This window comes from Zoogloea sp., from assembly GCF_041911615.1.
Lineage (GTDB): Bacteria > Pseudomonadota > Gammaproteobacteria > Burkholderiales > Rhodocyclaceae > Zoogloea.
The window spans coordinates 96,190-108,611 of the sequence record NZ_JAYROR010000037.1 but is presented as its reverse complement, the minus strand read 5'-3'; the positions used below and the strand labels follow the sequence as shown (position 1 = coordinate 108,611).

10 protein-coding genes are annotated in these 12,422 nt (G+C 67.9%); all 10 read right to left on the bottom strand.

The features are described from left to right. Window positions 1-1,597, bottom strand: a 1,597-nt coding sequence (locus ACE3P2_RS04540; protein WP_374261536.1) for a retention module-containing protein, incomplete at its 3' end; no start/stop codon positions are given. 262 nt (window positions 1,598-1,859) lie between these two features. Continuing rightward, window positions 1,860-2,489: a response regulator transcription factor gene (locus tag ACE3P2_RS04535; RefSeq protein ID WP_374261534.1), complete on the bottom strand. Its 630-nt coding sequence runs from the start codon at window positions 2,487-2,489 to the stop codon at window positions 1,860-1,862. A 20-nt stretch (window positions 2,490-2,509) separates the two neighbouring features. Continuing rightward, window positions 2,510-3,949 (bottom strand): HlyD family type I secretion periplasmic adaptor subunit, encoded by a 1,440-nt coding sequence (locus tag ACE3P2_RS04530; protein ID WP_374261532.1) that lies wholly within the window; start codon window positions 3,947-3,949, stop codon window positions 2,510-2,512. Window positions 3,950-3,953: 4 nt separating this feature from the next. Next, the gene (locus ACE3P2_RS04525) at window positions 3,954-6,158 is read right to left on the bottom strand and encodes a type I secretion system permease/ATPase (protein ID WP_374261530.1); all 2,205 of its coding nucleotides are present in this window, start codon (window positions 6,156-6,158) and stop codon (window positions 3,954-3,956) included. A gap of 212 nt (window positions 6,159-6,370) precedes the next feature. Next, a complete protein-coding gene (locus ACE3P2_RS04520) occupies window positions 6,371-6,685 on the bottom strand; it encodes a hypothetical protein (protein ID WP_374261528.1) in 315 nt (104 codons plus the stop codon). Between the two features lie 47 nt (window positions 6,686-6,732). Beyond that, on the bottom strand, window positions 6,733-7,665 hold the full coding sequence (gene ispH, locus ACE3P2_RS04515) for a 4-hydroxy-3-methylbut-2-enyl diphosphate reductase (RefSeq protein ID WP_374261526.1): 933 nt from the start codon (window positions 7,663-7,665) through the stop codon (window positions 6,733-6,735). Window positions 7,666-7,682: 17 nt separating this feature from the next. Next, window positions 7,683-8,114, bottom strand: a complete 432-nt coding sequence (locus ACE3P2_RS04510) for a peptidylprolyl isomerase (protein ID WP_374261524.1) — start codon at window positions 8,112-8,114, stop codon at window positions 7,683-7,685. Continuing rightward, entirely contained in the window at window positions 8,111-8,605 is a 495-nt protein-coding gene (lspA, locus tag ACE3P2_RS04505; protein ID WP_374261522.1) for a signal peptidase II, read from the bottom strand. The genes ACE3P2_RS04510 and lspA overlap by 4 nt, the downstream gene beginning before the upstream one ends. Window positions 8,606-8,631: 26 nt before the next feature. Further along, complete coding sequence (gene ileS / locus ACE3P2_RS04500) at window positions 8,632-11,436, bottom strand: isoleucine--tRNA ligase (protein ID WP_374261520.1); 2,805 nt, start codon at window positions 11,434-11,436, stop codon at window positions 8,632-8,634. A 22-nt stretch (window positions 11,437-11,458) separates the two neighbouring features. Next, a complete protein-coding gene (locus ACE3P2_RS04495; protein ID WP_374261518.1) occupies window positions 11,459-12,391 on the bottom strand; it encodes a bifunctional riboflavin kinase/FAD synthetase in 933 nt (310 codons plus the stop codon). Window positions 12,392-12,422: the final 31 nt, after the last annotated feature.

The following is a 12,422-nucleotide window of genomic DNA, read 5'->3' as shown; positions in this document are numbered from 1 at the left end:
TGACCGGGCCATTGACGTTGGCGGCCGGGGTGAAGGTCAGGGTGCCGTCGGGGTTCACCACGACGGTGCCCTTGGCCGGGTCGACGCTGGCCGAAGTGACGGTGAGCGTATCGCCATCCGGATCGGTGTCGTTGCCGAGCACGTTGAAGGTGACGGGCTTGTCCTCGTCGGTGGTGGCCGTGTCGGGGGTGGCGACGGGGGCGGTGTTGATCGGCGCGATATTGATCGTGGCGGTGGTGGTGCTGGTGCCGCCCTGGCCGTCGGAGATGGTGTAGGTGACCGTGACCGGGCCATTGACGTTGGCCGCCGGGGTGAAGGTCAGGGTGCCGTCGGGGTTGACGACGACGGTGCCCTTGGTCGGGTCGACCGATGCGCCGGTGACGGTGAGCGTGTCGCCGTCCACGTCGGTGTCGTTACCGAGCACGTTGAAGGTGACGGGCTTGTCCTCGTCGGTGGTGGCCGTGTCGGGGGTGGCGACGGGGGCGTCGTTGATCGGGGTGACGTTGACGATGGCGGTGGTGGTGCTGGTGCCGCCGTGGCCGTCACTGACGGTGTAGGTGACCGTGACCGGCCCATTGACGTTGGCCGCCGGGGTGAAGGTCAGGGTGCCGTCGGGGTTCACCACGACGGTGCCCTTGGCCGGATCGACCGATGCGCCGGTGACGGTGAGCGTGTCGCCGTCCACGTCAGTGTCGTTGCCGAGCACGTTGAAGGTGACGGGCTTGTCCTCGTCGGTGGTGGCGGTGTCGGGGGTGGCGACGGGGAGATCGTTCACCGGGGCGACGTTGATGGTGACCGTGGTGGAGGCGGTGCCGCCCTTGCCGTCGCTGACGGTGTAGGTGACGGTGTCGGTGCCGTTGAAGTTGGGGTTGGGCACATAGCTCAGGGTGCCGTCGGGATTGATGGTGACCTTGCCGTTGGGCGCGCTGGCATTGATGACGGTGAGCGTGTCGCCGTCCGGATCCGTGTCGTTGCCGAGCACGGGGAAGCTCACCGGGGTGTCTTCGGTGGCGGCGACCGCCGGGTCGGGATTGGCGACCGGCGGGTTGTTGGTGGCGGCGACGGTCGGCGTGGTGAGCTGGGTCGCGCCGGTGACGGGCAGGAAGTCGATGCCGTCGGCGCTGGAGGTGTAGTTGAAGGCGAGCGGGGTCACGTCTTCGAGGACGCGCACGAGGCGGACGAAGTCGTGGGTCTGGTCGCCCAGGCCGCCCCCGGCGATGCCGGCGGCCGGGTCTTCGAGGCCGTCGAAGGGATCTTTACCGCTATTGAGGGCCTGGATGACCTTGTCGGCTTCGGCGCCCTGGCTGGAAACCACGTTTTCGGTGCGCTCGGGGGCGCTGGTGGCGAAGAACTCGTCGTTCAGGAGCAGCTCACGCTCGGGGCCGACGCTGACCTTGGCGCCGGTGGGTAGCTGCAGTTCGACGACGGCGCCGGCGGCCGTGACGATGATCTCGCCTTCGCCGACCACGTCGCCCGGTTTGATGGCGGTGAGCTTGCCGCTGCTGTCGCGCAGGTAGGCATCGCCCTGGACGAAGACGACGGTGCCTTTGGCGGTGGCGTTCTGGGTGGCGTTTTGCGGGGCGGACGGGGTGGCCATGACGGTCTCCGGAGACGGGTTTTTCGGTTGAGTGGCAATTTACGGCGTCGCCCGGGTCTTCTGTATTGTCCACGAGGACAGGGGCCGTGATGGATGCCACGGGGATGGGCAGATGCCCCCAACCGTGATGGCGCGGGCTTGAGGACGATGGGGTGGGGGCGTGTTGCCGATGCCGTGTGCCACGGCGGCGCCGCGGCGGGTGAGGCGCCGCGGGCATGGGTGGTCGAGCGCGCGGGCGCTGTGGCGGCGAGGCCGCCGTCGCTCAGCGGACGCCGTGGACGCGCAGGGCGAGCTGCAGCCGGTCGGCGACGTCGAGCTTCTCGAAGATGGCCTTGAGGTGGGCTTTGACGGTGCGTTCGGTGATGCCGAGGGCGTCGGCGATGGCGTGATTGCTCTCGCCGAGGGCGGCGTGCTGGGCGACTTCGCGCTCGCGTTCGGTCAGCGGGCTGGCCCAGTCGGCAAGGCCGATGCGGGGCAGGCGGGTGTCCACGAGGCGCAGCAGGCGCGACAGCAGGGCGCGGCCGACCCACAGCTCGCCGCTGGCGATCACGTCGAGGGCCTGGCGCAGGGTGTCCACCGGGGCGTGGGAGTGGCAGTAGCCGCTGGCGCCGGCGTTGAGGACGGCGAGGCCTTCGTCGTCGCCGGGTTGGGACGAGGTGGCGAGGATGGCGAGGCCGGCGGCGTTGCGCTGCCAGCCCGGGCGGGTCCACAGGGGCGCAGTGCCGCCCTTGGCACTGGCCAGGTCGACGACCACGAGCCGGTGGCCGGCTGCCCGCCAGACGTCGAGCCCGTCGAGGCTGCGGGCGCGCACCGGAGAGGTGGCCAGGGGTTGCCAGCGGTCGGCGAGCAGGTCGTCGTCGGTGAGGAGGAGAAGCGGCTGCTGGGCGTTCATGGGCGGTTCGGACGAAAGCGTCAGCGCTCGGTCAGGGCGTTGGCCTTGGCGCGCAGGACGGGTTTCATCAGGTAGCTGAGGAGGGATTTCTTGCCGGTGAGGATGTCCACTTCGGCGACCATGCCGGGGATGATCGGCATGTGGGCGTCGCCGATGGTGCTTTGCTTGGTGCGTACCCGCACGATGTAGAAGGCATTGCCTTTTTCGTCGGTGATGGTGTCGGCGCCAATGTGTTCGAGGGTGGCTTCGAGTCCGCCGTAGATCGAGAAGTCGTAAGCGGTGAACTTGACGAGGGCCGGCTGGCCGGGCCGCAGGAAGGCGATGTCCTTGGGCTGGACGCGGGCTTCGAGGAGCAGCGCGTCGTCGCTGGGGACGATTTCGATGATCTCCTTGCCGGGCTGCACCACGCCGCCCACGGTGTTGGCGAAGAGCTGCTTGACGGTGCCGTTCATCGGCGCGCGGATTTCGGCCTGCTTGACGCGGTCGGCGAGGCCTTCGCTGCCGGCGGAGAGGGCGGCGATCTTGGCGTTGGTCTCGGAGAGGTCGCTGCGGGCCTGGTTGCGCAGGTTGAGCTCGACTTCCTCGATCTTGCGCTGGGCCTCGGAAATGGAGGCCTGGATGCGCGGGATCTGGGCGCCGGCGGCGTCGCGCTCGCCCCGGTAGCGGGCCACGTCGCGCTCGAGGCGCAGGAGTTCGACTTCGGACACCGCGCCGGTCTTGGCGAGGGGGCGCGTCACTTCGAGTTCCTTGGCGGTGAGGTTGTAGCTCTGGGTGGCCTGTTCGCGTTTGGCGGTGACTTCGTTGAGTTCCTGCCGGCGCTGGGAGAGCTGCTGGCGCGCGACACCGACCGCGGCGTCGAGTTCGAGGCGCTTGGACTCGTAGGCGCTGCGCTCCTGCTCGACGAGGTCGGGGGCTTCCTTCAGGATCTCGGCGGGCGGCACGAAGGGCTTGCCGCTGGCCACAGCCGAGAGGCGCGCGGCCTTGGCGATCAGGGCGATGTACTGGGCGCGGTTTTCGCGCAGGGATGACACGAAGCGGGTCGGGTCGACCTTCAGCAGCAGCTGACCGGCCTTCACCTGCTGGCCTTCCTTGACGAGAATCTCGGACACGATGCCGCCGTCGAGGCTCTGCATCACCTGCACCTGGCGAGAGGGAATCACCTTGCCCTCGCCGCGGGTGACCTCGTCGAGCTGCGCGAAGGCGGCCCAGACGATGAGCACGACGACGGCGGCAAAGGTGGACAGCACCGCGATGCGGCTGCCGCGCAGTTTTTGCTCGGACATGGCCCATTCGGCGTCGGCCATGTAGTCGGCGTCGTCGTGGATTTCCTTCTTCTCGGCGCCGTCGAGGATGCGGTCGAAGGTGCGGGAGGCGCGCTGGTAAAGGGCGTCGTAGGCGGGCTGGATGAGGGCGGCGAGGCGCTGGATGAGGGCGGCGAGGCGCTGGATGAGTGCTTTCATGGTCTTACCCCGCCCGTCCGATGCGGCCCTGCTGGAGGGCTTCGACCACCTGGGCCTTGGGTCCGTCGGCGACGATCTGCCCCTGGTCGAGGACGATCAGGCGGTCCACCAGATCGAGCAGCGAGGTGCGGTGGGTAACGAGAATGATCGTCTTGCCGTCGGCAAAGCGACGCAGGCGCTGCTTGAGGCCTTCCTCGCTCTGGTGGTCCATGCTGCTGGACGGCTCGTCGAGGAGCAGTACTGGCGGGTCGTTGAGCACTGCGCGGGCAATGGCGACAGCCTGGCGCTGGCCGCCGGAGAGCGATTCGCCGCGCTCGCCGATGGGCATTTCGAAGCCCTCGGGGTGGGTGTTGGCAAATTCGCGCACGCCGGCGAGATCGGCCGCCGCGATGATCGCGCTGTCGTCGGCGAAGGGGGCGCCCATGGCGATGTTCTGCTTGAGGGTGCCGTAGAAGAGCGTGACGTCCTGGGGCACGAAGCCGATGGAGCGGCGCAGCTCGGCGGGATCGATCTGGCGCGAGTCGATGCCGTCGATCAGCACGGCGCCCTCGGTGGGCTGGTAGAGGCCGAGGACGAGCTTTTCGATGGTTGTCTTGCCGGAGCCGATGCGGCCGATGATGCCGACCTTCTCCCCCGCCCTGAGGCGGAAGCTGACTTTCTTGAGCACCGCCTGGTCGCGTCCGGGGTAGCAGAAGCTGACGTCCTTGAACTCGATCTCGCCGCTGAAGCTGGGGCGATGGACGAAGCTGGCGCCCTCGGGGCGTTCGACCGGCAGGTTCATGTGGGTGCCGACGGAGGTCAGCGAGGTGCGGGCGTTCTGGTATTGCATCATCAGGCCGGCTACCTGGCCCAGCGGCGCCATCGCGCGGCCGGAGAGCATCGAGGCGGCGATGATGCCGCCCATAGTCATGTTGCCTTCCGAGAGCTCATAGACGCCGACGATGATGACGGCGATGTTGACTAGCTGCTGCATGAGCTGCGCGAAATTGACGGTGCCCGCCGACAGGAGCTTGAGCCGGCCGCCGATCTGCGCGATGAAGAGGGTGGCGCGTTCCCACTGACGCTGCACGCTGCTTTCGGCGCCGAGGGTCTTGAGCGTTTCGAGGCCGACGAGGCTTTCGACCAGGGTGGCATTGCGCTGGGCGCTGGCGCGATAGGTGGTTTCGGTGAGTTCGTGCATCTTGTCCTGGGAGACCAGGGTGACGAACAGCACCAGCAGCATGCCCACCAGCGGCGGCAGCAGCAGCCACGGGGAGATCCACACCATCACGACCAGGAAGAGCAGCACGAAGGGCAGGTCGATCAGGGTTGTGACGGTGGCCGAGGCGATGAAGTCGCGCACGCCCTCGAAGGCCCGCAGGTTGGCGGCGAAGGAGCCGACCGAGGCCGGCCGGGCATCCATGCGCAGGCCCAGCACCCGTTCCATGATGCGCGCCGAGAGCTGGACGTCGATGCGCTTGCCGGCGGTGTCGACGATGTAGGCGCGCAGGGTGCGCAGCATGAAATCGAAGCCGAGCACGAGGATCGCCCCGACGGCCAGCACCCACAGGGTTTCGACCGCGTGGTTGGGCACGACGCGGTCGTAGACCGTCATCGAGAACATCGGGATGGCCAGCGCGAAGAGATTGACCACCAGCGCGGCGAACAGGGTGTCGCGGTAGAGGCGCCAGTTTTCGAAGACCGTGCCCCAGAACCAGTGGCTGGCGCGCACGGCCTTGACCTGCGGAGCGCGGGCTTCGAAGCGGAAGCGCGGCCGCACGAAGCAGGCGAGGCCGGTGTACAGCGCGGCGAGTTCGTCGGCGCCCAGGATGTCGGCCGATTCGCCGGCTTCGGGGAAACGCACCCGGGCGCGGCCGTCGGGCAGGCGTTCGAGCAGGATGCAGGCGCGGCGGTCGTGGAGCAGCAGGATCGCCGGTAGCAGGGCCGGATTGATCGCGTCGACGGGCTTGCGCACGATGCGTGCGGTGAGTCCGGCGCGGGCGGCGGCGCGGGGCAGCAGCGACGGCGTCAGGCGGTTGTCCACCAGCGGCAGGCCGGCGGCAAGGGCAGCCCCGGTGAAGGGGTTGCCGTGGAGCTGGGTGAGGATGACCAGCGCATCGAGGAGCGGGTCTTCGTGGGTGGCGGCTTCGCCCGGATGCCATTGGGCGTCCAGTGGTACGGGGCCATTGGCTTTGGGGGCGGGGGGGGAGGAGGGCGCGGCGTCGGTCATCGGCACAATCTTGGGTGGTCGTCTCTCGTCCCGGCTGGCGACATGCCAGGCCCGGTGAAAACCGCCGGCGAGCCGGCGAACGTCCGGATTGTAGGGATTACGGGCGAGACCGGGGGAACTTGAGCCTTCAGGCGCATGCCGCAGTCGAACGGGATGGCCGGGGTGGGCGAAAAAGTAAGATGGCATGTCCGGCGAAGGCCGGACATGCCGGGTCAGATCACGTCGTCCGGCCCGAGGAGGTTGAGGCCCTGGCGCAGCCGGGCCCGCGCGCCCTTGCGGGCCAGGAGCTTGCGCTGTGCGTCGGGCGGCAGATCGGTGAGGCGCAGCAGGCCACGGTCGATGAGCACGTCGACGACGTCCTCGATGACACGGATCAGGTCGGCGTCGAGGCGGGCGAAGTCGCTGCCGTCGCCGGCGAGGGCGGCAAGATCGGGGTGACCCGCCGGGAGCGGCTCGTCGTGGCCGGGGCCGGGCTGGGCGAAGATTGCGACGACCTGACCAGCGGCATCGCGTTGAACATAGGGCATGGTGACTCCCGAATGGGAAGGGCGGCCGCCGGCGGGCGGCCGCGGGGTCAGGCCGCGGGGGCCTGGAGTTCCTTGGGCAGCGGAAAGGTGATCTTCTCGGGCACGCCTTCGAGCGGCCGCACGCTCGCCGCGCCGAGCGCCTTGAGGCGCGCAATCACCGATTCGACCAGCACCTCGGGCGCCGAGGCTCCGGCGGTGACGCCGACGCGCTGCTTGCCGGCGATCCAGGCGGGGTCGATGGCGTCGGCGTCGTCGATGAGGTAAGCGGGCACCTGCAGCAGCTCGGCCACTTCACGCAGGCGGTTGGAGTTGGAGCTGTTCACCGAGCCGACCACCAGTACCAGATCGGACTGGGGCGCCATGAACTTGACTGCATCCTGGCGGTTCTGGGTGGCGTAGCAGATGTCGTCCTTCTTGGGGCCGACGATGTTCGGAAAGCGCTCGCGCAGGGCGGCGACGATGGCGCCGGCGTCGTCCACCGACAGGGTGGTCTGGGTGACGTAGGCGAGCATGTCGGGGTTGTTGACCTGCAGCCCGGCCACATCGGCGGCGTCTTCGACGAGATAGATGCCGTCCTTGATCTGACCCATGGTGCCTTCCACCTCGGGGTGGCCCTTGTGGCCGATCATGATCAGCTCGCGGCCCTGGTCGCGCATGCGGGCGACTTCGAGGTGCACCTTGGTGACCAGCGGGCAGGTGGCGTCGAACACGCGCAGGCCGCGCGCTTCGGCTTCGCTGCGCACGGACTGGGGCACGCCGTGGGCGCTGAAGATGACGGTGTTGCCGGCGGGAACGTCGGCGAGGTCTTCGATGAAGATGGCGCCCTTGGCGCGCAGGCCTTCGACGACGAAGCGGTTATGCACGACTTCGTGGCGGACGTAGATCGGGGCGCCGAACTGGGCCAGGGCGCGTTCGACGATCTCGATGGCGCGTTCGACGCCAGCGCAGAAACCGCGGGGATTGGCGAGCAGGACTTCCATGGGGCTCCTCGGGCGGCTCAGTTGATGCCGATGACTTCGACTTCGAAGCGGATGGCCTTGCCGGCCAGGGGGTGGTTGAAGTCGATGGTGGCGTGGGTGTCGCCGACTTCGCGGATCAGGCCCGGGTAGCGGGTGCCGTCCGGTGCGGTGAATTCCATGATGACCAGCGGTTCGACGGCGGCGCCGTCGGGGAAGTCTTCGAGGCGGACTTTTTCGATGAGTTCTTCCCGATGGCTGCCGAAGGCGTCTTCGGGCTGGAGCAGGAAGGTGTGGCGCTCGCCGACGGAGATGCCGGCGAGGCAGCGCTCGAGGGTGGGCAGCAGGTCGCCACGGCCCAGCTGCATGGTGGCGGGCGTGGTCTCGAAGGTGCTGATCAGCGACTGGCCGTTGTCGAGGGAGATGCGGTAGTGCAGGGTGACGAGGCTGTCGGGCTGGACGATCTGGGTCATGAGAGTTTCTCTTGGGCGGGGGCGTGGCGGTGTTCGAGGAGCTGGGCGAGGACCATCAGCACCACGCCGACGCAGATGGCGGAATCCGCCACGTTGAAGGCCGGCCAGGTGTAGCGGCCGATGTGAAAGGACAGGAAGTCGACCACTGCGCCGAACACGAAGCGGTCGATGACGTTGCCGACGGCCCCGCCGATGATCAGCGAGAAAGCCAGCGGCTGGACGAACTCGTGCTGATGGCGGGCCAGCAGGCGCAGCAGCCAGCCGCAGATGCCGGCGGCCAGCGCGACGAAGAACCAGCGCTGCCAGCCGGCCTGGTCGGCCAGGAAGCTGAAGGCGGCACCCGGGTTGAAGGCCAGGACGAGATCGAACCAGTCGGTGACGCGGATCACCTCACCGTTGCGCAGCGCGCCGCGCACGAGGTGCTTGGTCCACTGGTCGACCAGTACGACGATGGCCGACAGGCCGATCCAGTTGCCGAGGCGTAGTTTCAAGGGCGAGGCTCCTGTGCGAGGCGGGGTCAGGCGGCGGAGCGGGCTTCGCCCTCGCCGTACAGGTTGGACGTGCAACGGCCGCAAAGTTCCGGATGGGCCGGGTCGTGGCCGACGTCGGCACGGTAGTGCCAGCAGCGGTCGCACTTGGCGTGGGTCGAGGGGGTGACGACGATGGCCTCGGCGGCTTCGTCGGCGGCCTTGACCACGCTGGCCGCGGAGCAGATCAGCACGAAGCGCAGGTCGTCGCCCAGGCTGGCGAGCACGTCGTGACGACCGCCGGCGGCGCGGATCTGCACGTCGGCCTGGAGGGACGAGCCTACCTGGCCGGCGGTGCGGACGTTCTCGATTTCCTTCATGACGTCGGCGCGGATCGCGCGGATGAGGTTCCACTTGTCGAGCAGAACCGCTTCGCCGTCCTGGGCCGGCGCCTTGTAGAAAGTGTGCAGCATCACGCTGTCGTCGGCGTTGCCACCGACGATCTGCCAGATTTCCTCGGCGGTGAAGGAGAGGATCGGGGCCATCAGGCGGGTGATCGACTGGAGCACGTGCCACAGGGCGCTCTGGGCCGAGCGGCGGGCGATGGAGTCGGCTTTGGTGGTGTAGAGGCGGTCCTTGAGGACGTCGAGCCAGAAGCCGCCGAGGTCTTCGGAGCAGAAGGTCTGCAGTGCCTGGACCACCCGGTGGAACTCGAAGCGGGCGTAGTCGGCTTCGGCCTGGGCCTGCATCTGGCGGGTCAGGGCGAGGGCGTAGCGGTCGATCTCGAACCATTGGTCGACCGGCAGGAGATCCTTCCCGGCGTCGAAGTCGGCCACGTTGGCGAGCAGGAAGCGCAGGGTGTTGCGGATGCGGCGGTAGGATTCGACGACGCGGGCGAGGATTTCCTTCGACATCGCCAGCTCGCCCGAGTAGTCGGTGGCGGCGACCCACAGGCGCAGGATCTCGGCGCCCATCTTGTCGGTGACTTCCTGCGGCAGGATGGTGTTGCCGAGGGACTTGCTCATCTTGCGGCCTTGCTGATCGACGGTGAAGCCGTGGGTGAGCAGGGCCTTGTAGGGCGGATGGCCGTCGATGGCGGCGCCGGTGAGCAGGGACGAGTGGAACCAGCCGCGGTGCTGATCGGAGCCTTCCAGGTAGAGATCGGCGCGCGGACCGGTGGCGTGGCCGTCGTTGTGGGAGCCGCGCAGCACGTGCCAGTGGGTGGTGCCGGAGTCGAACCAGACGTCGAGGGTGTCGCTGATCTTGTCGTACTGGCCGGCTTCGGCGCCGAGGAGTTCGGTGGCGTCGAGCTTGAACCAGGCTTCGATGCCTTCCTTCTCGACGCGCTGGGCAACGGCTTCCATCAGCTCGACGGTGCGCGGGTGCAGTTCGCCGGTTTCCTTGTTGAGGAAGAAGGGAATCGGGACGCCCCAGTTGCGCTGACGCGAGATGCACCAGTCGGGACGGTTGGCGATCATCGACTGCAGGCGCGGCTTGCCCCAGGCGGGATAGAAGGCGGTGGCCTCGACGCCCGCGAGAGCCTTTTCGCGCAGGGACTTGCCGTCGCTGGGCAGGCGGTCCATGCCGACGAACCACTGGGCGGTGGCGCGGTAGATCACCGGGGTCTTGTGACGCCAGCAGTGCATGTAGCTGTGGGTAGTGGTGCCGTGAGAGAGCAGGCTGCCCACTTCGGCGAGCTTGTCGCAGATGGCCTGGTTGGCTTTCCAGATCGACTGACCGCCGAAGAAGGGCAGCTCGTCCACGTATACGCCGTCGCCCTTGACGATGGAGATGATCTCGTCGTTACCGCGGCCGTAGGCGCGCCAGGCGTTGAAGTCGTCCACACCGTGGGCCGGGGCGCAGTGGACGATGCCGGTGCCGGCATCCAGGCCCACGTAGTCGGCCAGGAATACCGGCGAGACGCGATCGAAGAAGGGGTGACGGAACTGCAGGTTCTCGAGGGCCTTGCCGGGGGCGGTGGCGATCACCACGCCATCGCGCGCGTAACGCTTGAGGCTGTCGGCGACGAGTTCTTTGGCCAGCACGAGCAGCCGGTCGCCGACGTCCACCAGAGCGTATTCGTGTTCGGGATGAATGTTGAGCGCCTGGTTGGCGGGAATCGTCCAGGGCGTGGTGGTCCAGATCACTGCGCAGGCGGGCTTGGGCAGGGCCGCCAGGCCGAAGGCGGCGGCGAGCCGGGGGGCGTCGGTGTCGCTGATCGGGAAGGCCACGTCGATGGTGGGCGATTTCTTGTCGGCGTATTCGACCTCGGCTTCGGCCAGGGCGGAACCGCAGTCGAAACACCAGTTGACCGGCTTGAGGCCCTTGAACACGTAGCCCTGCTTGACCATCTCGGCCAGGGCGCGGATCTCGCCGGCCTCGTTGGCGAAGTTCATGGTGAGGTAGGGGTTGTCCCAGTCGCCCAGCACGCCCAGGCGGATGAATTCCTTCTTCTGCACTTCGACCTGTTCGGCGGCGTAGGCGCGGCACAGCTCACGCACCTTGTCGGCGGGCAGGTTCTTGCCGTGGGTGACTTCGATCTTGTGCTCGATGGGCAGGCCATGGCAGTCCCAGCCGGGGACGTAGGGGGCGTCGAAGCCGGCGAGGGTCTTGGAGCGAACGATGATGTCCTTGAGGATCTTGTTCAGCGCGTGGCCCAGGTGAAGGTGGCCGTTGGCGTACGGGGGGCCGTCGTGCAGGATGAACTTGGGCCGGCCGGCCGAGGCCTTGCGGATCTTCTGGTAGAGCTTGCGTTGCTGCCAGTCGGCGATCCAGCCCGGCTCGCGCTTGGCGAGGTCGCCCCGCATGGGGAAGGGAGTGTCGGGCAGGTTGAGGTCGTTGCGCTTCTGGGACATGGTTCGTTGCGGCCTGTGGAATTCAGAGAGGATTCTGGGCGAAATAGGCGCGCGCCTCGTCGGCGTCGCGGGCGATCTGGGCGGTGAGGGCGTCGAGGCTGTCGTAGCGCACCTCGTCACGCTGCTTGCGCAGGAAATTGACGCGCAGGTGGGCGTCGTAGCAGTCGGCGTTCCAGTCGAAGAGGTGCACTTCGAGGCTGGGCCGGCCGGCGTCGTTGATGGTGGGGCGGACGCCGACACTGGCGACGCCGGGCCACGGTTTGTCGGCGAGGCCGTCGACGCTGACGGTGTAGATGCCCATCAGCGGCGGGCTGCGGTGCTTGAGCTGGATGTTGGCGGTGGGAAAACCGATGGTGCGGCCGATCTTGTCGCCGTGCAGGACGCGCCCGCTCATGCTGTAGGGGCGCCCGAGCAGACGCGCGGCGTGGGGCATGTCACCCTCGGCGAGCGCTGCGCGCACGGCGGAGCTGGAGACGCGCTCGCCTTCGTGGACGACGGTGTGCATGGCTTCGACCTGAAAACCGACATCGTCGCCGACCGCCTTGAGCATCTCGAAGTTGCCCTTGCGGCCCTTGCCGAAACAGAAATCGTCGCCGATCAGCAGATGGCGGACGCCCAGGCCGCGAATCAGCATTTCGTCGATGAAGGCTTCGGGGGTGAGCTCCGCGAGCTTCTGGTTGAAGCGCGCGATGTAGAGCCGGTCGACGCCCTGGGCTTCGAGGAGCAGGATTTTCTCGCGCAGCGAGGTGAGCCGCCGGGGGCGATTCTCGTGGGCGAAGTATTCGCGCGGGTGCGGCTCGAAGGTGAGCACGCCGGAGGGCAGGCCGGTGGCCCGGGACTTTGCCGTGAGCTTTGCCAGCAAGGCCTGATGGCCGCGATGCACGCCATCGAAATTGCCGATGGTGAGCACGCAGCCGTGTTCGGCACGCTCGGGGATTCCTCGGAAGACCTGCATGGGCGGATGCGGGGAAAAGGCGCAATTATAG

Bases quoted from the DNA above. Each gene is read 5' to 3' on its own strand.
- ACE3P2_RS04535 (WP_374261534.1), bottom strand. From the start codon at position 2,489: ATGAACGCCCAGCAGCCGCTTCTCCTCCTCACCGACGACGACCTGCTC.
- ACE3P2_RS04530 (WP_374261532.1), bottom strand. From the start codon at position 3,949: ATGAAAGCACTCATCCAGCGCCTCGCCGCCCTCATCCAGCGCCTCGCC.
- ACE3P2_RS04525 (WP_374261530.1), bottom strand. From the start codon at position 6,158: ATGACCGACGCCGCGCCCTCCTCCCCCCCCGCCCCCAAAGCCAATGGC.
- ACE3P2_RS04520 (WP_374261528.1), bottom strand. From the start codon at position 6,685: ATGCCCTATGTTCAACGCGATGCCGCTGGTCAGGTCGTCGCAATCTTC.
- ispH (WP_374261526.1), bottom strand. From the start codon at position 7,665: ATGGAAGTCCTGCTCGCCAATCCCCGCGGTTTCTGCGCTGGCGTCGAA.
- ACE3P2_RS04510 (WP_374261524.1), bottom strand. From the start codon at position 8,114: ATGACCCAGATCGTCCAGCCCGACAGCCTCGTCACCCTGCACTACCGC.
- ileS (WP_374261520.1), bottom strand. From the start codon at position 11,436: ATGTCCCAGAAGCGCAACGACCTCAACCTGCCCGACACTCCCTTCCCC.
- ACE3P2_RS04495 (WP_374261518.1), bottom strand. From the start codon at position 12,391: ATGCAGGTCTTCCGAGGAATCCCCGAGCGTGCCGAACACGGCTGCGTG.